Annotated in this window: 22 protein-coding genes and 1 pseudogene; 9 read left to right on the plus strand and 14 right to left on the minus strand. The window is 67.0% G+C overall.

Annotated elements, in window-relative coordinates; all coding sequences use genetic code 11:
• The first annotated feature begins 173 nt into the window (after positions 1-173).
• Both AB0H49_RS14975 and AB0H49_RS14980 read left to right on the plus strand, forming a co-directional pair.
• Positions 174-3665 carry a DNA-directed RNA polymerase subunit beta gene (locus tag AB0H49_RS14975; RefSeq protein ID WP_354998934.1) on the plus strand — a complete coding sequence of 1164 codons (3492 nt, stop codon included), beginning with the start codon at positions 174-176 and terminating at the stop codon, positions 3663-3665.
• A gap of 109 nt (positions 3666-3774) precedes the next feature.
• Positions 3775-7728 carry a DNA-directed RNA polymerase subunit beta' gene (locus tag AB0H49_RS14980; protein WP_354998935.1) on the plus strand — a complete coding sequence of 1318 codons (3954 nt, stop codon included), beginning with the start codon at positions 3775-3777 and terminating at the stop codon, positions 7726-7728.
• Between the two features lie 198 nt (positions 7729-7926).
• Here AB0H49_RS14980 and AB0H49_RS14985 read toward each other — a convergent pair whose 3' ends face one another.
• The 4 genes from AB0H49_RS14985 to AB0H49_RS15000 are packed head-to-tail and all read right to left on the minus strand — an operon-like array spanning position 7927 to position 10441.
• A complete protein-coding gene (locus tag AB0H49_RS14985) occupies positions 7927-8256 on the minus strand; it encodes a helix-turn-helix transcriptional regulator (protein ID WP_354999048.1) in 330 nt (109 codons plus the stop codon).
• Complete coding sequence (locus tag AB0H49_RS14990; protein ID WP_357251458.1) at positions 8253-8432, minus strand: type II toxin-antitoxin system RelE/ParE family toxin; 180 nt, start codon at positions 8430-8432, stop codon at positions 8253-8255. The genes AB0H49_RS14985 and AB0H49_RS14990 overlap by 4 nt, the downstream gene beginning before the upstream one ends.
• Positions 8433-8462: 30 nt before the next feature.
• A complete protein-coding gene (locus AB0H49_RS14995) occupies positions 8463-8945 on the minus strand; it encodes an NUDIX domain-containing protein (RefSeq protein WP_357251461.1) in 483 nt (160 codons plus the stop codon).
• Between the two features lie 41 nt (positions 8946-8986).
• The gene (locus tag AB0H49_RS15000) at positions 8987-10441 is read right to left on the minus strand and encodes an ATP-binding protein (protein WP_357251463.1); all 1455 of its coding nucleotides are present in this window, start codon (positions 10439-10441) and stop codon (positions 8987-8989) included.
• Positions 10442-10788: 347 nt separating this feature from the next.
• Here AB0H49_RS15000 and AB0H49_RS15005 point away from each other — a divergent pair, with 347 nt between their 5' ends.
• The gene (locus tag AB0H49_RS15005) at positions 10789-11463 is read left to right on the plus strand and encodes a hypothetical protein (protein WP_357251466.1); all 675 of its coding nucleotides are present in this window, start codon (positions 10789-10791) and stop codon (positions 11461-11463) included.
• Between the two features lie 90 nt (positions 11464-11553).
• On the opposite strand, the gene AB0H49_RS15010 is transcribed toward AB0H49_RS15005, so the two are convergent.
• Positions 11554-11925 (minus strand): VOC family protein, encoded by a 372-nt coding sequence (locus tag AB0H49_RS15010; protein ID WP_357251469.1) that lies wholly within the window; start codon positions 11923-11925, stop codon positions 11554-11556.
• An 85-nt stretch (positions 11926-12010) separates the two neighbouring features.
• On the opposite strand from AB0H49_RS15010, the gene AB0H49_RS15015 reads away from it, so the two are divergent.
• Together AB0H49_RS15015 and AB0H49_RS15020 are read left to right on the plus strand one after the other, a co-directional pair.
• Positions 12011-12475 (plus strand): MarR family winged helix-turn-helix transcriptional regulator, encoded by a 465-nt coding sequence (locus AB0H49_RS15015; RefSeq protein WP_354998939.1) that lies wholly within the window; start codon positions 12011-12013, stop codon positions 12473-12475.
• A gap of 121 nt (positions 12476-12596) precedes the next feature.
• Positions 12597-13244, plus strand: coding sequence for a hypothetical protein (locus tag AB0H49_RS15020; protein ID WP_357251472.1), 648 nt, complete (start codon positions 12597-12599; stop codon positions 13242-13244).
• 99 nt (positions 13245-13343) lie between these two features.
• On the opposite strand, the gene AB0H49_RS15025 is transcribed toward AB0H49_RS15020, so the two are convergent.
• Positions 13344-13814 carry a DUF4442 domain-containing protein gene (locus AB0H49_RS15025; RefSeq protein ID WP_357251475.1) on the minus strand — a complete coding sequence of 157 codons (471 nt, stop codon included), beginning with the start codon at positions 13812-13814 and terminating at the stop codon, positions 13344-13346.
• 248 nt (positions 13815-14062) lie between these two features.
• On the opposite strand from AB0H49_RS15025, the gene AB0H49_RS15030 reads away from it, so the two are divergent.
• Both AB0H49_RS15030 and AB0H49_RS15035 read left to right on the plus strand, forming a co-directional pair.
• Complete coding sequence (locus tag AB0H49_RS15030) at positions 14063-14395, plus strand: metalloregulator ArsR/SmtB family transcription factor (RefSeq protein WP_354998942.1); 333 nt, start codon at positions 14063-14065, stop codon at positions 14393-14395.
• A complete protein-coding gene (locus AB0H49_RS15035) occupies positions 14392-14871 on the plus strand; it encodes an SRPBCC family protein (RefSeq protein ID WP_354998943.1) in 480 nt (159 codons plus the stop codon). The genes AB0H49_RS15030 and AB0H49_RS15035 overlap by 4 nt, the downstream gene beginning before the upstream one ends.
• A 172-nt stretch (positions 14872-15043) precedes the next feature.
• On the opposite strand, the gene AB0H49_RS15040 is transcribed toward AB0H49_RS15035, so the two are convergent.
• From AB0H49_RS15040 to AB0H49_RS15065, 6 genes and pseudogenes are all read right to left on the minus strand, one after another.
• Positions 15044-16033 (minus strand): pirin family protein, encoded by a 990-nt coding sequence (locus tag AB0H49_RS15040; RefSeq protein WP_354998944.1) that lies wholly within the window; start codon positions 16031-16033, stop codon positions 15044-15046.
• A complete protein-coding gene (locus AB0H49_RS15045) occupies positions 16030-16380 on the minus strand; it encodes a GNAT family N-acetyltransferase (RefSeq protein WP_357251551.1) in 351 nt (116 codons plus the stop codon). Before AB0H49_RS15045 ends, AB0H49_RS15040 begins: the two co-directional genes overlap by 4 nt.
• Positions 16360-16812, minus strand: a pseudogene (locus tag AB0H49_RS15050) (carboxymuconolactone decarboxylase family protein); the annotation flags it as partial. The pseudogene AB0H49_RS15050 and the gene AB0H49_RS15045, both read right to left, overlap by 21 nt.
• Positions 16813-16915: 103 nt before the next feature.
• On the minus strand, positions 16916-17935 hold the full coding sequence (locus AB0H49_RS15055) for an aldo/keto reductase (protein WP_357251480.1): 1020 nt from the start codon (positions 17933-17935) through the stop codon (positions 16916-16918).
• Positions 17932-18387, minus strand: a complete 456-nt coding sequence (locus tag AB0H49_RS15060) for a MerR family transcriptional regulator (protein ID WP_357251483.1) — start codon at positions 18385-18387, stop codon at positions 17932-17934. The genes AB0H49_RS15055 and AB0H49_RS15060 overlap by 4 nt, the downstream gene beginning before the upstream one ends.
• A 183-nt stretch (positions 18388-18570) precedes the next feature.
• Positions 18571-18939, minus strand: a complete 369-nt coding sequence (locus AB0H49_RS15065; RefSeq protein ID WP_354998947.1) for a VOC family protein — start codon at positions 18937-18939, stop codon at positions 18571-18573.
• Between the two features lie 87 nt (positions 18940-19026).
• On the opposite strand from AB0H49_RS15065, the gene AB0H49_RS15070 reads away from it, so the two are divergent.
• Positions 19027-19230: a hypothetical protein gene (locus AB0H49_RS15070; protein ID WP_354998948.1), complete on the plus strand. Its 204-nt coding sequence runs from the start codon at positions 19027-19029 to the stop codon at positions 19228-19230.
• A 28-nt stretch (positions 19231-19258) separates the two neighbouring features.
• Here the strand turns inward: AB0H49_RS15070 and AB0H49_RS15075 are convergent, their stop codons facing one another.
• Complete coding sequence (locus tag AB0H49_RS15075) at positions 19259-19750, minus strand: histidine phosphatase family protein (RefSeq protein ID WP_357251486.1); 492 nt, start codon at positions 19748-19750, stop codon at positions 19259-19261.
• A gap of 193 nt (positions 19751-19943) precedes the next feature.
• Here AB0H49_RS15075 and AB0H49_RS15080 point away from each other — a divergent pair, with 193 nt between their 5' ends.
• Positions 19944-21614, plus strand: coding sequence for an FAD-dependent oxidoreductase (locus AB0H49_RS15080; RefSeq protein ID WP_357251489.1), 1671 nt, complete (start codon positions 19944-19946; stop codon positions 21612-21614).
• An 83-nt stretch (positions 21615-21697) separates the two neighbouring features.
• Here the strand turns inward: AB0H49_RS15080 and AB0H49_RS15085 are convergent, their stop codons facing one another.
• Positions 21698-22471 (minus strand): acyl-ACP thioesterase domain-containing protein, encoded by a 774-nt coding sequence (locus AB0H49_RS15085; protein WP_354998951.1) that lies wholly within the window; start codon positions 22469-22471, stop codon positions 21698-21700.
• Between the last annotated feature and the right edge of the window lie 164 nt (positions 22472-22635).

Here is a 22635-nt window from a genome sequence, read left to right on the forward strand (position 1 = left end):
AGGTTTGGACTTTGCGCTGGCTGCCTCCTGTCCATACCTCGATTCGCACACGTAAGTTTCGCCTTCCGGTGTTACTTCCGTTGTTGCCTGTTCGGGTTTCGTTCGGGTTGTGACCAGCGGAATTCGTAGCAGAAGCAAGCGACGGTCGCGGACCACCACGCGACGCGCGTGAGGTGCTGGAAGGACGCATCTTGGCAGTCTCCACCCAGACCAAGGCAGTTGCCGGTATCCCTGGAGCCCCCAAGCGGGTCTCCTTCGCGAAGATCCGTGAACCCTTGGAAGTGCCGGGTCTTCTCGATCTACAAACGGAATCGTTCTCCTGGTTGGTCGGTTCGTCGGAATGGCGTGAGCGCGCGGCCGCTCGCGGCGACGTCGGCCTTGTCGGTGGACTCGAGGAGGTGCTCGAGGAGCTGTCGCCGATCGAGGACTTCTCCGGCTCCATGTCCCTGTCCTTCTCGGATCCGCGCTTCGAAGAGGTCAAGGCCTCGATCGACGAGTGCAAAGAAAAGGACATGACCTACGCGGCGCCGTTGTTCGTCACCGCGGAGTTCATCAACAACAACACCGGCGAGATCAAGAGCCAGACGGTCTTCATGGGTGATTTCCCGATGATGACCGACAAGGGCACGTTCATCATCAACGGCACCGAGCGTGTCGTCGTCTCGCAGCTGGTCCGCTCCCCGGGCGTCTACTTCGATCACACCATCGACAAGGGCACCGAGAAGGACCTGCACAGCGTGCGTGTCATCCCGTCGCGCGGCGCGTGGCTGGAGTTCGACGTCGACAAGCGCGACACCGTCGGCGTGCGTATCGACCGCAAGCGCCGTCAGCCGGTCACCGTGCTGCTCAAGGCGCTGGGCTGGACCACCGAGGAGATCGTCGAGCGCTTCGGCTTCTCCGAGATCATGATGTCCACCCTCGAGAAGGACAACACCGCCGGTCAGGACGAGGCGCTGCTGGACATCTACCGCAAGCTGCGTCCGGGCGAGCCGCCGACCAAGGAGTCCGCGCAGACCCTGCTGGAGAACCTGTTCTTCAAGGAGAAGCGCTACGACCTGGCTCGCGTCGGTCGCTACAAGATCAACAAGAAGCTGGGCATCCACCTCAACGAGCCGGTCATCGGTTCGGTGCTGACGCGCGAAGACATCGTCACCACCATCGAGTACCTGGTTCGCCTGCACGCGGGCGACAAGGTCATGACCGCGCCCGGCGGCGAAGAGGTGCCGGTCGAGGTCGACGACATCGACCACTTCGGCAACCGTCGCCTGCGCACCGTCGGCGAGCTGATCCAGAACCAGATCCGGGTCGGTCTCTCTCGTATGGAGCGTGTCGTCCGTGAGCGGATGACCACCCAGGACGTCGAGGCGATCACGCCGCAGACCCTGATCAACATCCGTCCGGTCGTCGCCGCGATCAAGGAGTTCTTCGGAACCTCCCAGCTGTCGCAGTTCATGGACCAGAACAACCCGCTGTCGGGTCTGACCCACAAGCGTCGTCTCTCGGCGCTCGGCCCGGGTGGTCTGTCCCGTGAGCGCGCCGGCCTGGAAGTCCGAGACGTCCACCCGTCGCACTACGGCCGCATGTGCCCGATCGAGACCCCGGAAGGCCCGAACATCGGCCTGATCGGCTCGCTGTCGGTGTACGCGCGGGTCAACCCGTTCGGCTTCATCGAGACCCCGTACCGCAAGGTCGTCGAGGGCCGGGTCACCGACGAGGTCAAGTACCTCACCGCCGACGAGGAGGATCGCGAGGTCCGCGCCCAGGCGAACTCGCCGGTCGACGCCGACGGCAACTTCCTCGAAGAGCGGGTGCTCGCGCGCCGCGGCAACGAGGAGATGGAGTTCGTCGCCCCGACCGAGGTGACCTACATGGACGTCTCGCCGCGCCAGATGGTGTCGGTCGCGACCGCCATGATCCCGTTCCTCGAGCACGACGACGCCAACCGTGCCCTCATGGGCGCGAACATGCAGCGTCAGGCCGTGCCGCTGATCCGTTCCGAGGCCCCGATCGTGGGCACCGGCATGGAGCTGCGCGCCGCGACCGACGCCGGCGATGTCGTGGTGAACGAGAAGTCCGGTGTGGTCGAGGAGGTTTCCGCCGACTACGTCACGGTCATGGCCGACGACGGCACCCGCAAGTCCTACCGGATGCGGAAGTTCGCTCGCTCGAACCAGGGCACCTGCTCCAACCAGCGGCCCATCGTGGACGAGGGCCAGCGGGTGGAGAAGGGCCAGGTCCTGGCCGACGGTCCGTGCACCGAGAACGGTGAGATGGCTCTCGGTAAGAACCTGCTCGTGGCGATCATGCCGTGGGAGGGTCACAACTACGAGGACGCGATCATTCTGTCGCAGCGTCTCGTGGAAGAGGACGTCCTCACCTCGATCCACATCGAGGAGCACGAGATCGACGCCCGCGACACCAAGCTGGGCGCCGAGGAGATCACCCGCGACATCCCGAACGTCTCCGACGAGGTGCTGGCGGACCTGGACGAGCGGGGCATCGTGCGGATCGGCGCCGAGGTCCGCGATGGTGACATCCTGGTCGGCAAGGTGACCCCGAAGGGTGAGACCGAGCTGACCCCGGAGGAGCGGTTGCTGCGGGCGATCTTCGGTGAGAAGGCGCGCGAGGTCCGCGATACCTCGCTGAAGGTGCCCCACGGTGAGTCGGGCAAGGTCATCGGTATTCGGGTGTTCTCCCGTGATGACGAGGACGACCTGCCGCCGGGTGTGAACGAGCTGGTCCGGGTGTACGTGGCGCAGAAGCGCAAGATCCAGGACGGTGACAAGCTCGCCGGTCGTCACGGTAACAAGGGTGTGATCGGCAAGATCCTGCCGACCGAGGACATGCCGTTCCTGCCGGACGGTACCCCGGTCGACATCATCCTCAACACCCACGGTGTGCCGCGTCGTATGAACATCGGCCAGATCCTGGAAACCCATCTGGGTTGGATCGGCAAGGCGGGCTGGCAGGTCGAGGGCAACCCCGACTGGGCCAAGAGCCTGCCGGAGGAGATGTTGGGCGCGCCCGCCGACTCGAACATCGCCACCCCGGTGTTCGACGGCGCCCGCGAGGAGGAGCTGACCGGTCTGCTGTCCTCGACCCTGCCGAACCGCGACGGTGAGCGCATGGTCGACGACAACGGCAAGGCCACCCTGTTCGACGGCCGCTCCGGCGAGCCGTTCCCGTACCCGGTGGCGGTCGGCTACATGTACATCCTGAAGCTGCACCACCTGGTCGACGACAAGATCCACGCGCGTTCGACCGGTCCGTACTCGATGATCACCCAGCAGCCGCTCGGTGGTAAGGCGCAGTTCGGTGGTCAGCGCTTCGGTGAGATGGAGTGCTGGGCCATGCAGGCCTACGGCGCGGCTTACACGCTGCAGGAACTGCTCACCATCAAGTCCGACGACGTCGTGGGCCGCGTGAAGGTCTACGAGGCGATCGTGAAGGGCGAGAACATTCCGGAGCCGGGCATTCCGGAGTCGTTCAAGGTGCTCCTCAAGGAACTCCAGTCGCTGTGCCTCAACGTCGAGGTGCTGTCTTCGGACGGCGCCGCGATCGAGCTGCGCGAAGGCGAGGACGAGGACCTGGAGCGCGCCGCGGCGAACCTGGGCATCAACCTGTCCAGGAACGAAGCGGCCACCGTCGACGATTTGGCGAACTAGGCGGTCGGGCGCGGACGAACTCGGTCACCGACGACATCCGCGCCCATCGCGAACAACCAACTAGTGAACTTTTGCTCGAATTCGACCCGCACAGGGGAAAGGAAGTTACGTGCTAGACGTCAACTTCTTCGATGAACTCCGGATCGGCCTTGCCACCGCCGAAGACATCCGCCAGTGGTCCTACGGCGAGGTGAAGAAGCCGGAGACCATCAACTACCGCACGCTGAAGCCGGAGAAGGACGGCCTCTTCTGCGAGAAGATCTTCGGTCCCACCCGGGACTGGGAGTGCTACTGCGGTAAGTACAAGCGTGTCCGCTTCAAGGGCATCATCTGTGAGCGCTGTGGCGTCGAGGTCACCCGCGCCAAGGTGCGCCGTGAGCGGATGGGCCACATCGAGCTGGCCGCGCCGGTCACCCACATCTGGTACTTCAAGGGCGTGCCGTCGCGCCTCGGCTACCTGCTGGACCTGGCGCCGAAGGATCTGGAAAAGATCATCTACTTCGCCGCGTACGTCATCGTCGGCGTCGACGAGGAGCTGCGTCACAACGAGCTCTCCACGCTCGAAGCCGAGATGGAGGTCGAGAAGAAGGCCGTCGCCGATCAGCGCGACGCCGACCTCGAGGCCCGCGCGCAGAAGCTGGAAGCCGACCTGGCCGAGCTGGAGGCGGAGGGCGCCAAGTCCGACGTGCGCCGCAAGGTCAAGGACGGCGGCGAGCGCGAGATGCGCCAGCTCCGCGACCGTGCCCAGCGCGAGCTGGACCGGCTCGAGGAGATCTGGAACACCTTCACCAAGCTGTCCACCAAGCAGCTCATCGTGGACGAGGTGCTCTACCGCGAGCTGACCGACCGCTACGGCGAGTACTTCACCGGCGCCATGGGTGCGGAGTCCATCCAGAAGCTGATGGAGAACTTCGACATCGAGGCCGAGGCCGAGAACCTGCGCGAGACCATTCGCACCGGTAAGGGCCAGAAGAAGCTGCGCGCGCTCAAGCGGCTCAAGGTCGTCGCGGCCTTCCAGGCCAACGGCAACTCGCCGATGGGCATGGTGCTCGACGCCGTTCCGGTGATCCCGCCGGAGCTGCGCCCGATGGTTCAGCTCGACGGTGGCCGCTTCGCCACCTCCGACCTGAACGACCTGTACCGTCGCGTGATCAACCGCAACAACCGCCTCAAGCGACTGATCGACCTCGGCGCGCCCGAGATCATCGTCAACAACGAGAAGCGGATGCTGCAGGAGTCCGTCGACGCCCTGTTCGACAACGGCCGCCGCGGCCGTCCGGTCACCGGACCGGGCAACCGTCCGCTCAAGTCGCTGTCCGATCTGCTCAAGGGCAAGCAGGGCCGCTTCCGTCAGAACCTGCTCGGTAAGCGCGTCGACTACTCGGGCCGTTCGGTCATCGTCGTCGGTCCGCAGCTGAAGCTGCACCAGTGCGGTCTGCCGAAGCTGATGGCGCTGGAGCTGTTCAAGCCGTTCGTGATGAAGCGTCTGGTCGACCTGAACCACGCGCAGAACATCAAGTCCGCCAAGCGGATGGTGGAGCGGCAGCGGCCGCAGGTGTGGGACGTCCTCGAAGAGGTCATCGCCGAACACCCCGTGCTGCTGAACCGTGCGCCCACCCTGCACCGCCTCGGCATCCAGGCCTTCGAGCCGCAGCTGGTGGAAGGCAAGGCCATCCAGCTGCACCCGCTGGTCTGTGAGGCGTTCAACGCCGACTTCGACGGTGACCAGATGGCCGTGCACCTCCCGCTGTCGGCGGAGGCGCAGGCCGAGGCCCGCATCCTGATGCTGTCCTCGAACAACATCTTGTCGCCCGCGTCGGGTCGTCCGCTCGCCATGCCGCGTCTCGACATGGTGACCGGCCTGTACTACCTGACCCGTCAGGTCGACGGCGCCAAGGGCGAGTACAAGCCCGCGTCGGACGGCCAGCCGGAGTTCGGCGTGTACTCCTCGCCCGCCGAGGCGCAGATGGCGGTCGACCGCGGCGAGCTGACCGTGCGCTCCATGATCAAGGTGCGGCTCACCACTCAGCGTCCGCCGAAGGACGTCGAGGCGGAGCTGTTCCCGGAGGGCTGGCAGCGCGGCGACGCGTGGACCACCGAGACCACGCTGGGCCGGGTGCTGTTCAACGAGCTGCTGCCCGCGGACTACCCGTTCATCAACGAGCAGATGCCGAAGAAGCGGCAGGCGACGATCATCAACGATCTCGCCGAGCGCTACCCGATGATCGTGGTCGCGCAGACCGTCGACAAGCTCAAGGACGCAGGCTTCTACTGGGCAACGCGTTCGGGTGTCACCGTCTCCATGTCGGACGTTCTCGTTCCGCCGGAGAAGGCCGAGATCATGGAGCGCTACGAGGCGCAGTCGGATCAGATCGAGAAGAAGTACCAGCGTGGTGCGCTCGATCACCAGGAGCGCAACAACGCCCTGGTCAAGATCTGGCAGGAGGCGACCGAGGAGGTCGGTAAGGCGCTGCGCGCGCACTACCCGGCCGACAACCCGATCATCACGATCGTCGACTCGGGCGCCACGGGTAACTTCACCCAGACCCGTACCCTCGCCGGTATGAAGGGCCTGGTGACGAACCCGAAGGGTGAGTTCATCCCGCGGCCGATCAAGTCCTCCTTCCGTGAGGGCCTGACGGTTCTGGAGTACTTCATCAACACCCACGGTGCTCGTAAGGGTCTGGCCGACACCGCGCTTCGTACCGCCGACTCGGGTTACCTGACCCGTCGTCTGGTGGACGTCTCGCAGGACGTCATCGTGCGCGAGCACGACTGTGGCACCGAGCGCGGCATCGTCGTGCCGATCGCCGAGAAGCAGCTCGACGGCACCATCATCCGCGACGCGCACGTGGAGACCTCCGCGTACGCTCGCACGCTCGCCGCCGACGCGCTGGACGCGTCCGGCAACGTCGTGGTGAACAAGGGCGCCGACCTCGGCGACCCGGCCATCGAGGCGCTGCTCGACGCGGGCATCACCGAGGTGAAGGTCCGCTCCGTGCTGACCTGCACCACCGGCACCGGCGTGTGCGCGACCTGCTACGGCCGCTCCATGGCGACCGGCAAGCTGGTCGACATCGGTGAGGCCGTCGGCATCGTCGCCGCGCAGTCCATCGGTGAGCCCGGTACCCAGCTGACCATGCGTACCTTCCACCAGGGTGGTGTCGCGGGTGACGACATCACCGGTGGTCTGCCGCGTGTTCAGGAGCTCTTCGAGGCTCGTGTGCCGAAGGGCAAGGCGCCGATCGCCGAGGTCTCGGGTCGCGTGCGGCTCGAGGACGACGACCGCTTCTACAAGATCACCATCATCCCGGACGACGGTGGTGAAGAGGTTGTCTACGACAAGCTCTCGAAGCGTCAGCGTCTGCGCGTGTTCAAGCACGACGACGGCACCGAGCGTCTGCTCTCCGACGGTGACCACGTCGAGGTCGGCCAGCAGCTGCTGGAAGGCGCGGCGGATCCGCACGAGGTGCTGCGCGTGATGGGCCCCCGTCAGGTGCAGATCCACCTGGTCCACGAGGTCCAGGAGGTCTACCGCTCGCAGGGTGTGTCGATCCACGACAAGCACATCGAGGTCATCGTGCGCCAGATGCTGCGTCGCGTGACGATCATCGATTCCGGCGCCACGGAGTTCCTGCCCGGCTCGCTCACCGAGCGTTCCGAGTTCGAGTCCTCCAACCGTCGCGTGGTCTCCGAAGGCGGCGAGCCCGCCTCCGGTCGCCCGGTGCTGATGGGTATCACCAAGGCGTCGCTGGCCACCGACTCGTGGCTGTCGGCGGCGTCCTTCCAGGAGACCACCCGAGTCCTGACGGACGCGGCGATCAACTGCCGCTCCGACAAGCTCATCGGCCTCAAGGAGAACGTGATCATCGGCAAGCTGATCCCGGCCGGTACCGGTATCAACCGCTACCGCAACATCCAGGTGCAGCCGACCGAAGAGGCTCGTGCCGCGGCGTACGCGGTGCCGTCCTACGACGACACCTACTACAGCCCGGACAGCTTCGGCACCACCACCGGTGCCGCGGTTCCGCTGGACGACTACGGATTCAGCGACTACCGGTAATCGGTAGGCACCGATAGGCATTCGGCCCCCGCTCCCTTCCGGAGCGGGGGCCGTTCGCGTTTCGGATGGTGCCAGAAGCCGCGCCACCCTGCTGCGGCTCGTCAACGGCGGGGGCGCTGATCGTCCGGTGGCACAACCGGCATTGGGCAACGCATGTCAGCGACGATCAGGCGATGGTGGGAGTCGAAAGTGCTGTGCTCAAGCCACTTTGATGCTGTGTGGCCCGACTTGGACAGTGATGTCGACGTGGCCGCCGAGGGCGTGCGCGTAGGCGCGGAGGGTATCGAGTTCCATCGCGGCAAGATCTCCGTTTTCGATCTGCGATACCCGTGATTGCGAGACGCCAAGGGCCGTGGCAACTTCGGCCTGGGTCTTTCCAAGCGCCTTGCGGAGCTCTTTCAGGTGGTGGCCTGCGATGTAGGCGTCCAGTTGTGCGGAGGCGGCTGCTTGGGCCTCTGGTTCGGCCAGCTCGGGGTGCCGCCGATGGGCTTCGGCTTTTACTTCGCGCCAGTTGCGTGCGGGGCTCATGATTTCAACTCCTGATCTTGCTCTGCCCGATAGTCGGCATACCGTTGCTCTGCTACCGGTATCGCGTCGTCGTACCACCGCGACCAACGTCCCGCCTTGTCTCCTGCGACAAGAATGATCGCCGAACGGTCCGGGTCGAAAACGAACAGTGGGGCGCTGATCGTCCGGTGGTACAACCAGCGCTGGGCAACGCATGTCGGCGACGATCAGGCGATGGTGGGGGAGGGTTTGGTGAGGGCGTCGGTGATGCGCTTTCGGGCGGCGGGGTGAAGGGGGAGGTCGTCGATTTCGGAGGGGGTGAACCAGCGGACGTCGGAGGTTTCGCGGTTGTCGGGGCGGGGTGTGCCAGCGAGGTGGCGGCCGTGCAGACAGACGGTGAATTCCTGGAGCACGACCCGGTCACCTGGGTCGATGTCGACCACCACGATGTGACCGGGGTCGGTGTAGATACCCGCGAAGCCGGTCACTTCGATGTCGATTCCCGTCTCCTCCAACGTTTCTCGCACCGCCGCTTCGGCGATCGTCTCGCCCAGTTCGAGCTTGCCGCCCGGCATCGCCCACCACCCGTTGTCACAACGCCGCACCAGCAATAGGCGTCCCACGTCATCTCGCACCGCCGCCACAACACCCGGCACCCGTCCCTGCGCGACCGGTGCGTTCTCGTCATCGAAGTAGTCGATCCGCCCCATCCCTCTATTCTGCGGTCTTCCGCCGCAATGGGAACCGCGAATCACGAACGCGCATAAAGTGTTTCGAGGTCGATCAGTAGCGGCTTCTCGGTGGAAGAGCGCAGGCCGTCATCGAATCCCGCACCGCTGTAGCACGCGAGAACGGTGTCGGAGACGTCGTAACCCTTGCCGGACAGCAGCTCTCGCGCGCGAATGAGGCGGTCCAGATGCCCGGTCGTCATCGTGCGGTCCCACTTCACTTCCCCGAGCGAGAGGATTCGCCGACGGCGTCCGGGCTCCTCGGGCGCGAGGACCGCCACGTCGATCTGTATCTGGCTTCGCCGATCCGGATCCTTGACTACCGCGCCGGCCACTTGCCCCGGCAGTTCACCGAAGACGTCGGGTCCCGCCGACATCGCCCAGTCACGGCAGATGTTCTCGAAATGCGGTCCGACGACCTGGGAAAGGAATGTGGCCTGCGAACTGTGCCACGCCGCCGCCTGGTTGCCTCGTTCGAGCGGGGTCCAGTGACGTCGCATGATCGCTTCATAGAAGACGATCAGCGGCTCGGCGATCCGGAAGACGGGCTTGCCCTTCTGGAAAGGGTCCGCCTCGCGAACGATCAGTTGGGAGTCTTCCAATACCGAAAGCGGATGTGCCATATCGGTTGAGCTACGGCCGATGGCGCTCGCGATACCGCCGCGTGTCGTGTTTCCGTTGGCGATGGCGGCCAGCACCGCGTGATACAGGGCCACGTCGCGGATTTCGGTTTCCTCGGCGAGGAGGTAGCGAGCCTCACGGAAGAGTGGAACCTGCGGGTTCAGCACCGTCCGCAAGACCCACGAATCGAAATCCGCGAGCGATTCGGGGGCATCTCCGGCCACGAAATCGCGCCGATAGGCAGGAGTGCCGCCGACGATCGAATGGACGAGCACGGCCAGCCGTGGGTCGTCGATCCCCCAGAAGGCGGCCGCCTCCCGATATCCGAGGGGCCTCACGACCAATTCCAAGCTCGCTCGCCCACGCAGCGGTGCACTGCCGGACAGCAGCCCGCCCATCACCGACATGGCCGACCCGCACAACAGGATGCGCGAGCCCGCGACCCGGGCCGGGCCGCGTGGATCCAACGCCCACTGGAGCAGCGAAGGGAGCGCGGGCGTGGCTTTGGTCAGGTACGGGAATTCGTCCAGGACGACGAGGTCGTTGCCGACGACCGCGAACAACCGCTCGAGCGCCTCTTCCCAATTGCGAAAGGCGTAGCGCCCGCCCCCCGCGTAGCGCGCGACGGCACGACCGAAGCGCTCGAGGGCCTCGACCTCGGTCGCCTCGGTCGCCGTGAAGAAGAAACCACCCACGACCTCGGACAGCGCGTCGAGCAAGAAGGTCTTGCCCTGTCGGCGACGGCCGCTGACGATGCCCAGTCGAACGTCCGAGCTGGGCGAGGTGGCGAAGCGCAGCAACCCGTCCCACTCTCGGTCGCGATCGAACACCCGCTCAGGTTTCCGCTTGGTGGTCACTATATAACTATACTTCTTATAACTACGCTTATACATGTGGCCGTCGGCTTAGGCTCGCCACCCATCGGCGTGTCCGGCATGACCCCGCTGGCGGGCGCGCTGATTCGGGGCGCGGGCGGGCGCAGGTCGGCTTTGGGTTGGGCGGCGATTTTCGTTGTCGCTACTGAAAGGTGGTGGCGCAGTTAAGATGTGGCACGGCTTGGCGCTGGTTCGGTGTCGGGGCGGCCCGGACGGCTGAGTGTGCGTAAGGGGGCGCGTTCGTGGGCGGCAGTGCGGTGGGGTGGCGTTCGTTGCGGCGGGGGACCGTGCGTGGGCGGGCGGCGCGGGCTCGGGCGGCGGGGGCGCTGGTGAGTTTGGTTGTGTCCGTGGCGTTGTGCGTCGGGGCGGCGGCCTTGTGGGAGGCGGAGCGGCAGGGGGAGCAGCCGAGTTCCGGGCCCGCGACGTCGGTGATCGGGCCGCCGGCGCAGGGGATGCCCGCCGCGTTGCCGAGGGAGGTGGCGCGGCGGCCAGCGGTGCTGTTGGTGCGCGACGGTGCGCCCGGTCCGGTGGTCGGGCCGACGTACGGCCCGCGTGCGCGGTTGGCGCCGATGCGCGGACTGCGCGGGATGCCTTTCGATTTCGACATTCCGGAGACCTGGGGCTGCATCGGCGGCAGCAAGCGATTGCGGGCCGATGTGGTGTGGACCTGCGCCGACGAGCGCGGTGAGAGTCGGGCGGGCGGCTGGATCGGCGTGCACTCCTGCCTCTCGCCCTGTCGCGACGCGGAGCAGGCCGGTTTCCGAACCGAACTCATCGGCCCGGAACCACGGTGGCGCGCAACCGATCCCGCGACTGCCTTCACCGAATCCCGGGCCGACATCGACGGCGAGCCTCGGGTGCGAGTCGCGATGACCTACGCCTTCGCCGCCGACACCGGCGGCCCCGTCGACACCCTCGCCTTCGCCAGGCTGACCGGCCCACCCGCGACACTGGACACCCTGCTCAGCCTGGTGAACGAGATCCGTCTCCGCGCCGCCGGGTGAGCGCTCGAGCAGGCGCGCTGCCGTGATCTGCTCGCTCTTGCGTGCGCAGTGGTCCGACTTCGCCCGGCGTGGAATCAGTGCACACCGCTCCTACGGCACCACGGTGAACAACTCGTAGCTGTGCCCATCCGGCGCAAGCACATACAACCCGCGCCCACCCCGCAAACGATTGATCTCGCGATCCCACCCGTTCTCCGGCCCCGACCCGTACGGCACGTCGGCCCAACTCGCGAGCCGCGCGAGCACGGCGTCGAACCGATCATCGTCGACCAGAAACCCGTAATGCCCCGGCGTCACCGGCCCTCGGTCGTCGAAATCGAACGTGAGATCGGCATTGACGCGAACTGGCACGAACGGCCCGGCGGACTCACCAACCGGCAAACCCATGAGCTCGGCGAAGAACGCCGCCGCAGCGGTTCGATCGGTGGCGCGAACGATCGTGTGATTCAAAACGATGGACATCACGACCTCTATGGTTGAATGCGATACGCATACATATTACATGCGATTCGCATGTAACTGCCGACGTGCGACTACCCTGAACCTCATGAACAGGACCCCCACCCCGGACACCGCCGTCGACGGCGGACCCGCATTGTTCCAGGTGGTCCGGTTCTGGTCCCGGCGGTGGATCAACCGCAGCTCGGCACGCCTGCCCGAGGAACTGCGGCACGTGCAGCACATCCAAGTCGTGGAGGCGGTGGCGACGGAGACCGAGCGCGACGGTGAGCCCACCGTCACGGCCGTCGCGCACCAACTCGGGCTCGATCAGTCCGGCGCCAGTCGCATGGTGCGCGACGCGACGGCGGCGGGGTTCATCGCCCGATCGGAGTCGGAGGTCGACCGCCGCCGCACCGCCCTGCGCCTCACCGCCAGCGGCGAACGCCTGCTCGCCGACGCCCGCGACTGGCAGCGGACTGTCTTCGCCGAGCTCACCGCCGACTGGTCCGCCGACGACCGCCGCCGCTTCGCCGGCTACCTCCAGCGCCTCGGCGCCGAACTACGCGACTGAGTCCGGTTTGTTAGATCACACCCAATTGCCTTGACGCTCTTCTGAAGCCGCCCGTCGGCCGGTAAGTTGTCGGCGGACAAACCGGACATCGTGAACCGGACGGCGCGACAGGAAGCACAGGATGAGGATCAGCAGAATCACCGCGACGGCGTTGCTGGCACTGGCGGCCACCGGTCTCTCCTCGGGCGTCGTGCGCGCCGAGCCCGCGGACCCGCCCGCGCAGACCGCACCGGCCGCGGCGGCGCTGAACCTCAGCGGCGCGTTCCACGAGATCGCCTACCGCGTGGCCGTCGCCGAGGACCGCCGCTCCACCGTGACCACGCTGGAGGAGGGCACCTTCGGTTTGGTCAACGACGATCGCATCGTCACCATCGCCGACCGGGCGGGCCAGATCGTCGCCGCCCTGCCGATGACGCTGCACATCGAGGGCCACCGCGTCGATCTCACCCCGACCGTTGACGAGGCGGGCACCCGGCTGACCCTCGCGCCGACCGCGATGTCGGAAACCCCGGTGCGCGAGATCAGTTCGCAGGAGCGCTTCTTCGCCGAGGCCGAGAAGGCCATGCCGCAGATCCTCGCGGGCGCCGCCATCGGCGCGGGCATCGGCTTCCTGGTCGGATTCCCGCTGGGATTGTTCGTTCTCGACTTCATCACGGTCCCGATCACCACCGTCGTCGGCGGCGTGATCGGCGCGTTCGCCGGGCTCTACCAGGCGGGTGGTCAGCCTGCCATCGATGCGGCCCAGGCGTACCTCACCGGCCAGCCCTGACTCACGTCTCGTTCGAGGGCGCAGGGGCGAGCTCCTGCGTCCCGACGACCCGCGGCAGTTCCCTCTTCTCTGCGGCGTCGGTCCCCGGCACGGTGCGGCCTACTTCCTTCTCGGCCTGATGACAGCGGTGAAAGCCGCTGCGGCAACCGGCTTTCCGGAGCCATCGGCGATCGCGACCGGCACCTCGAGCTCTACCGCCACGCGTCCCGCGATATCCGAGCGCAGGCGCTCGAGGGTGTCCGCGTCGAATTCCGAGGTGGCGTGGAAGGGGCCGGCCGAACCCTTGGCCCGCGCCAGATACTCGATGCGGCCGTCGCGGGCGACGATGAACGTCTCGCCCATCAGGTCCACGATGCCCGAGACGGCTGCGCCCATCGCGGCCGTCTCGGCCAGGCCGAACAGCACGGCCGCGTGTAGATCGCCGTTGTGGTTGAGGTGTTCGGCGCGCGGGGCGATGGATACGACATTGCGCCCCGCGGCGAACTCCACGCCCTCGATGCCCGCGTACTGGATGAACCCCAGCTTCTGGAACCCGGCCATCACCAGGTCGCCCATGGTCGCGCTGTCCATCCGTACTCCCACCGAGCCGCCGTACTGAAACGTGTTTCAGTTTTACCCAGCCTGGCGGGACTTGTCCACTCCGAGTGCGCATTCACGGCGGCGCGGCCGGCGCGCGCCGTGAAGGCGCCGACGGCGGGTGTGCGTGGCCGTCGGCGGCGAGCGCGATCGGAAGGGTGACAGCCGCCGGCCGGATGGCTGCCAATCGAATTCGCGCACGGGTATTGACTCGGGGAAGCGGGCGCACAATACTGAACCTGATGGTTCAGTATGACTTCCTCGACGCCTCGTTCGGGGCGCTGGCGGACCCCACCCGACGTGGGATCCTCGAGTGCCTCGGCCGCGGGCCCGCGACCGTCAGCGAACTGGCCGAGCGTTTCGAGATGACCCTGACCGGCATCAAGAAGCACATCAGCCTGCTGGAGGACGCGGGCATGATCGTCACGGAGAAGCGGGGCCGGGTCAGGTATTGCCGACTCGGCGAGAACGTCTTCGACCGCGAAGTGGCGTGGCTGCAGGGTTATCGGCGAATGGTGGAAGCCCGGATGGACCGTCTCGGTGAATTCCTCGAACGAACGGAGCCAGACCAATGAGCACGACAACCCGCGATGCCGACATCACCACTCCCGTCGATCGGGAGATCCACGTCGAGCGGATCTTCGACGCCCCGCTGGACCGGGTGTGGGACGCCTACAGCCGGATCGAGCAGCTGGTCCAGTGGTGGGCGCGTGGCAATCGAATGGACGTGGAGCGCTGGGAATTCCGCAAGGGCGGCCACTACCGCTTCGTGGAGAACTCCGAGGACGGTTCGCACGGCTTCGAGGGGCGGTTCCGCGAGATCACCCCGAAGGAGCGGATCGTGCAGTCCTTCGAGTGGGACGGCATGCCCGCGCACGTCGCCATCGACGCGACCACGTTCATCGATCTCGGCGACGGTCGCACCAAGGTCGTCACCGACAGTCAGTTCCACACGCCGGAAGAGCGCGACGGCATGCTGCAGTCGGGCATGTCCGAGGGCCTCAACGCCAGCTACCGCGCGCTGGACGAACTGCTCGCCAAGTCGGCCTGAGCCGGATCGCCCGCGGGCGGGGTCGAGCTGCCTGCCGACTCCGCCCGGCGGGTCCAGCGATCGTGCGGGGTTCGGCTGCCGGACGATCTCGTCTGGGGTCACGCACGGTCGGCGCGCGGGTCGCCGAGTCCGACCGATACGGCCTCCGCGGAGCCTCGGGGCGGAACCTGATTCAGGAACGATCCGTGCCGATGCGCCGCTTGCGCGGCTTCAGGTGCAACGCGGGCATCGGCGGCGCGGGGATGCGTTGCTCGGGCGAGTGACCGGCGATGTCGGCGAATCGCTCGACGCGGCGGTTCTCCCAGTCCTCGCGGGCCGCCACGATCTCTTCGTGACTGCGCCCCACGAAGTTCCACCACATCACCAGTTCCTCGCCGAACGGCTCGCCGCCGATCAGCGCGAAGTGCGCGCCGGTGCCGCTGGCCAGCCGCAGCTCGGTGCGGTCGGAACCGAGGTAGAGCAACGGACCCGGCTTGACCTCGGTGTCGGCGGCGGTCACCTCGCCCTCGATCACCAGCAGCGCGTGCTCGAAGGACGGGTCGAGCGGAATGGTGATCCCCGTGCCGGGATCGATCCGGACGTCGGCGCCGACGATCGGGGTGTAGGCCTTGGCGGGCGAGGTCAGCCCGGCGAACGAGCCGATCAGCACGATGGCACGCACGCCTTCGGCTTCGTAGACCGGCAGGTCCCGATGCTGCTCGAAGTGCGGGTCGATGCCGGTGCGGTCGCCGGGCAGTGCGATCCAGAGCTGGAGACCGTGGCCGGCCGGGGCGTCGGGAACGCCGTATTCGGAATGCGCGATGCCGCGGCCGGAGGTCATCAGGTTCAGCTGACCTGGATTGATCTCGACATCGGATCCGACCGAGTCCCGATGCCGGATGCGTCCCTCGAACGGCCAGGTCACGGTCTGCAGGCCGATGTGCGGGTGCGGATCGATGTCCGGCGGCGCGTCGGTCTTGGTGACCGTCGGCGAGCCGAAATGATCGAGAAAACACCAGGCGCCGACCGTCGGCAGATCCCGTTGCGGGAGCACCCGTTCCACGAAAACGCCGCGCACGCCGCCAAGTGGTACCTCGCGCGCGGGGTAGAGCTCGGCGATCGGGCCGGGGCCCGGCGCCGGTTCGCACACCGACTCCGCCGGATGTGGATCGAGATCGCTCACTGGTCGCCGCTCTTGCCGGTCAGGTGCTGGCCGTACTCCGGGTGCTTCTCGATGAACGCCTTGATGAACGGGCAATGCGCGGTGATGGTGCGGTCGCGCGCGACCACGTCGTCGAGCGCCTCCTTGGCGAGTTTGCTGCCGAGGCCCTTGCCCTCGAAGGTCTTGTCGATCTCCGTGTGCACGAAGTCGCTGTCGATGCCGCGTTCGACGTATTCGGTGAAGCCCGCGAGCTCGCCGCCGTAGTAGATCTCGTAGCGGTTCTGCTCGGCATTGCGCGCGACCTTGATCTCCGCGAGATCGGTCATGGTTGCCTCCTCGTTGTGCGCCCGGACCGGGTGCTTGCTCATGATCGACACGCGGTTGAACGCGCCGATCGTGGTGGCTACCCAGACGATTACCGACATCTGGTCATCCGACAAATGCTCTCGTGCCAAAGCGTACTCACGCTCGAGTGTCGCTTCATCCGGCAGAACGGCCGTGACCTCGGCGAGGGCGAGCGCGGCGCGGTCCACCGCCGAGTAGGGTCCGCCGCGCCGCCAGCCGGGCAGGACCGCGATCTCCTGCTCGGTAGCGCCCGCCCGCAGTGCCGCCCGGTGATGGACGTCCAGGCAGTGCGTGCAGCCGTTGAGCTGGGAAACCCGCACGTTGACCAGTTCGACGAGCCTGCGGTCGAGCCCGGCCGCCGCGGCCGCGGCCCTGACCTCTTTCGCCGTGGCGAGCAGGGCGCGGTAAGCGACTGGTGTTTGTTTGTCGACCCACACCCGGTTGTCGAGGTTCATGGTGTCGAATCGTAGTCGCAATTGGTTGACATGTCACCCTGATGCCGAGCAGTCGACCGCCGCCCGGCCGTTTCCGGGCCGGGCGACGATCGCGCGAAGTGTCCTACTCCCGTCCGGCGGAGGTGAAAGACATGTCCGCGTACCGGTTTCCTGCCACCTGCGCCGCGATCGGCTCGAGCGTCGCGAGCTCGTCGACGGACAAGACGAGCGCGGCGGCGGCGACGTTGTCGGCCAGGCGCTGGCGGCTGCGGGTGCCGGGAATCGGGATCACCGGCAGATCGTGCGCGGCCGCCCTGCTGTGCACCCAGGCCAGCGCGACCTGCGCGGGCGTGACGCCGCGCTCCTCGGCGATGGCGCGCACCGGGGTGAGCAGTTCGGCGTTGCGAGCCGCGTTGTCGCCGGTGAAGCGCGGCATCGCCCTGCGGAAGTCGTTCGCGTCGGCCAATTCGCTCGCCGCCTTGAACGATCCGGTCAGGAAGCCGCGGCCGAGCGGCGAATACGGGACGAAGGCGACGCCGAGCTCGGCGGCCGCGGGCACCGCGGTGTTCTCCACGTCCCTGGAGAACAGCGACCACTCCGACTGCACCGCGGCGATCGGGTGCACGGCATGCGCCGCGCGCAGCTCCGCGCCGGTCACCTCGGAGAGGCCGAGCGCGCGCACCTTGCCCGCCGCCACGAGCTCGGCGAGGACGCCGACCGTGTCCTCGATCGGCACCCGCACATCGCGGCGGTGCATGTAGTAGAGGTCGATGGTGTCGATGCCGAGCCTGCGCAAACTGGCGTCGACGGCGGCGCGGATGTACTCGGGGGAGTTGTCGATGCCGCGGAAGGTGGGGTCTTCGGCCTTGCGGACGATGCCGAACTTGGTGGCCAGCACCACCCGATCGCGATTGGCCCGCACGAAATCGCCGAGGAATTCCTCGTTGTGTCCGGAGCCGTAGACGTCGGCCGTATCGAACAGGGTGACACCGAGTTCCAGCGCCCGGTCCAGAGTGGCGCGCGACTCGGTGAGGTCGGACTCGCCGTAGAACTCGCTCATGCCCATGCAACCCAGGCCCTGCGTCCCCACCTCGATGCCGCCCGCGCCGAGCGCGGTGGTGGGGAGCGTGTCGGTGGTGGTCATGCCTTGATCCCTTCGCTGTCGTCCGTGGCGAGCGCGGCCGGTCTGGTCCAGGCGGATTTGCCCTCGTAAATGGCGATCTTGTAGTCCAGGACGGCCACGGTCTGTTGCAGTTCGGCGATCTTGGCGAGTACTTCGGCGCGCGTATCCCGGAACATCGCGAGCCGCTCGGGGAAGGTGGAGTCACCGGCGCGGACCAGCTCCGCGTAGCGGAGCATGTCGGCGACCGACATGCCGGTCGTGCGGAGTTTGCCGATCAGGGCGAGCCACTCCAGGTCCCGATCGCTGAACCGGCGCTTGCCCGTGTGGTCGCGGCCGACGTAGTCCATCAACCCGATCCGCTCGTACCAGCGCAGTGTGTCGCGACTCAGACCCGACCGCTCGGCGGCCTCGCCGATCGAGTACCTCGGCCGTTCCCGGTCGCTGTCCCCGACGCGTGGTGCCGTCGCGGTCACGACTTCGCCCCGCTGGCGCGCGGCTTGGTTGTGCCCGAGAGCGCACTGTGCAGACGGCTCACTCGCTGACGCTCGCTCACTGGAATTCGCCCCTCTCGTCGAACACGGACGACGCTAGTCACCTGGAGTGCACTCCAAGCAAGACCGATTCTGCCGAACGCCCGCGACGTGTGCGAAGGGCTGTCAGTTGTACTTCGGCAGCTCCTGTACGGCCCACTTGTTGCCATCGGGATCGCTGAAGAAGGTGAACAGGCCCCAGCCCATGTCCTGGACGGGTGTGGCCTCCACACCGGCCTCGACCAGCTGCTGATAGGCCTTCTCGGCGCTGGCGACCACCATCTGCATGCCCTCGACGCTGCCGGGAGCCGCCTCGGTGATGCCGCGCCCGACGCAGATCGAACAGCCCGAACCGGGTGGCGTCAGCTGCACGAAGCGGATGTCCTCGCTCGGCGAGTGGTCGTGGTCGGCGTTGAAGCCGATGCGGGTGTAGAAATCCTTGGCCCGGTCGACGTCGGTGACGGGAATCGCGACGAGTTCGATTTTCCAATCCATCGGGTCAGCATCCCACCGCCCACCGACACTGATGGCCGATATCGGCGGTTCCGGGTCGGCGGGTCGAAACGGGCCTACCCTGGTGGCATGCCTGGAAAGGAAATCGACCGGATCCGGGCCCGCTCGGCCTGGGCCACGGTCAAGGAGAGTCCCGTCATCACCGCGATCGCGGTGGCGCCGTTCGTCGTCGCGCTCGGCGTCGTCTGGTGGCTGACAAACGGATTCGTCGCGTTCCTGCTACTGATCCTGCTCGGCGTCGTCGTCGTGGTCGGTGGCAGGCTGCTGAAGTGACCGCGGGAGCCCAGCACGGTAGATAGCTTCAGCGGGGGACGTGAAAGCGCACGAGTTCGCCGGTGCCCGGGTCGATGTCGGACCACGGGCGGTCGAATTCGAGGACCGCGAGCGCCGAGGTGGGGAACTTCCTGCTCAGCTCGACGGCCTGGTTCGATTTGCGGTTGGCCGCGAGTTCCCATGCGGTCCACGGCATTCCGGGTGCGTGGCCGATCAGCAGCAAGGTCTCGACGTCGTCGTCGCTGAGCTGGATCAGTTCGATGAGGGTCCGCGGCGACGCCTCGTAGATGCCGCGTTCGTAGACGACCGGCGCGGTGATCCCGGTGGCGGCCAGCGTTTCGCGGGTCCGAACGGCGGTCGAACAGCGCACCGCGTCGATCGGCGGCTGGGTCTCGCGCAGCCAGTCGCCCGCCAACCCGGCCTCCCGCTGGCCGCGCGGCGCGAGCGGGCGCTCGTGATCGCCGACGCCGTCCGGATAGCTGGACTTGCCGTGCCGCATCAGGATCAGGGTCCGAACCATGGCAATACCGTAAGCCTCCGCCTGTGACCGGGGTGTGATAGGCACGTAGGCAGTCCGAAGAGAGGCGTACGCCACTCTCGAGGCACACTGAAAGCGGCGTCACATATCGCTATCCGCTCGCTGTGACACCGCGGCCCACCACCGCAACCCAGGGTGGCACCAGCCCACGCACATTTTCGAGGATCTGCACAATATGGCCTACGTAATCACGCAGCGTTGTTGCAACGACGCCAGCTGCGTCTCCGAGTGCCCGGTCGACTGCATTCGTCCCACGCCGGACCAGCCGGAGTTCGCGACGACCGAAATGCTCTACATCGACCCGGACACCTGCATCGACTGCGGCGCCTGTGTGGACGCGTGCCCGGTCGAGGCCATCTACTCCGAGGACGATCTGCCTGCCACTCTCGCGCGGTTCCGCGACATCAACGCGGCCTACTTCGAACGGCATCCGCTCGAATCCAACTTCGACCCGATCGTGGCTCCGCAGCGGCCGCCGAAGGAACTCGGCACGCTACGCGTCGCCATCGTCGGCGCGGGGCCCGCGGCCTGCTACGCGGCCGACGAACTGTTGCGCCGCTGCGACGCCGAGGTCGAGATGTTCGACCGGCTACCGACGCCGTGGGGTCTGGTGCGCGCGGGCGTCGCCCCCGACCACCCGGGAACCAAGACGGTCTCGGGCATGTTCGAGTCCGCGTTCCGCCGCGAGACCCTGCAGTACTACCTCAATGTCGAGGTGGGCACGCACATCTCGCACGAGGAACTGCTCGGGCACCACCACGCGGTGATCTACGCGGTCGGCGCGGCCAGCGATCGCCACATGAACATTCCCGGCGAGGACCTGCCGGGCAGCCACTCGGCCACCGAGTTCGTCGCCTGGTACAACGGCCACCCCGACTACGCCGAACGGCAGTTCGACCTGTCCGGCGAGCGCGCCGTGATCGTCGGCAACGGCAACGTCGCGCTGGACGTGGCGCGGGTGCTCACCGTCGACCCCGACGAACTCGCCAAGACCGACATCGCCGACCACGCGCTGGATGCCCTGCGCGGCAGCAATATCCGCGAAGTCGTCGTGCTCGGCAGGCGCGGTCCGCTGCAGGCGGCCTACACCTCGCCGGAGTTCCTCGCGCTCACCCACCTGAAGGGCGTCGACGTGATCGTCGACGAGGCCGAACTCGAACTCGACCCGAGCAGCAGCGCGCTGCTGGACGACCCGGACGTCGAGCCCTCGTTGCAGCTGAAGTACACCCTGGCCAAGGAGTACGCCGCGGGCCGCCGCGATCCCGCCAACAAGCGGATCGTCTTCCGCTACTTGGCTTCGCCGACCGCGGTCACCGGCGCCGAGCGCGTCGATGGCATCGAGTTCGTGCGCAACGAACTGGTCGAGGAGGGCGGCCAGCTGGTCGCCCGCGCGACCGACCAGACCGATCGGCTGGACGCCTCGCTGGTGCTGCGCTCCATCGGCTACCGCGGCGAGCCGGTCGCGGGCCTGCCGTTCGACGAGCGCCGCGCCGTGGTGCCCAACGAGCACGGCCGGGTGCTCGGCGAGGACGGCGTCCCGCTGCCTGGCGTGTACGTCAGCGGCTGGATCAAGCGCGGCCCGCGCGGGGTCATCGGCTCGAACCGCGTCGACTCCGAGGAGACCGTCGAGCAGCTCGTCGCCGACTTCATCTCGGGCAAACTCGCTGTGCCGCAAGGCGATCGCGCCGCGCTGAAGGCACTGATCGCGCAGCGCCAGGCCGACCTCGTCGACCGCGCGGGGTGGAAGTCGATCGATCAGGCGGAGAAAGCGGCGGGCAAGGCCGGGGGCCGTCCGCGGGTCAAGTTCACCACTCGCGAGGATCTGCTCAAGGCCGCTCGGGGCTGAATCCGGGACATGAGGCCGTCGGACGGGTCCGCGTGATCCGCCCGGCGGTCTCCTGGTGAGCGGGGATCGGCCGTCGTCGCGTGTCAGCCGGGCAGCGGCATGATGCGCACGACGGTCGTGGTCGTCCCGCCGACCACGAACCACAGCCGCAGCACCGGCCGCCCGTTGCGATCGCCCGGTTCGTAGCGGCTGCGCACGCTGATGTGCTGGCGCGCGAGCACCGGGGCGACGTACTCGATCACCGCGCGGTGCGGACCCGCGACCAGCTTCGGATAGTCCACCAGGAACTGCTCGACGGCCTGCCAGTAGCAGGCGTTGTTCACGTGGTTGTACGAGTCGATGTCGGTGGCCCGCACCGGAAATGGCAGGTCGGTGTCCGATTCCGGGGGAGTCGAATCGGTCAGGTACGGCCGCCACCGCAGCCGGTGCTCGCCCGCGGTCCTGGCCAGGTAGGACAGGCCCTCGTCGCTGATCCGGGTCGGCCGGTTGGTCGACTCGTTGATATTGATCCAGAAGCCCTCGGTCTCGATCAGCCCGCCGTTGTCGCTGGTGATCCGTACCCGCATATTCGTCCACCTGGTCGACATGCTCGAACACCAGCGCAGCAGATGCACCTGGTCCGGCCAGACGATGGGGCGGATGACGTCGATGACCGTGCGGCGAACGATCCAGCTCGGATCAGACCGGTGCAGGAACGTCTGATGCAACTGTTCCCAAGCGATATCCTGCAGGTATCTGGCGACGGCGTCGAACCTCAATCGGTCGTACGGATCCACATCGCCAGCCCGTACCGGCCACGCCGAGGCATAGCCCATGCCCTCCTGGCTCAGCGGGGCGAGTGGCTGATCGAGTGACACTGGTGCTCCTCGCGCTGCACGTTGTGCCGCGTCTTCTTGCGGTGCTGTTGTGAGACGACTTTACGGGGCGTACGTCACACCCTCGCGTCGAGCCGCCTGTACTCACTGGTATGCGAACCGGCGCACCGCATCCGGAATCGTCCTCCGACCGGCGGCTCGGCGAA

Source organism: Nocardia sp. NPDC050713 (genome assembly GCF_040654315.1).
Taxonomy (GTDB): Bacteria; Actinomycetota; Actinomycetes; order Mycobacteriales; family Mycobacteriaceae; genus Nocardia.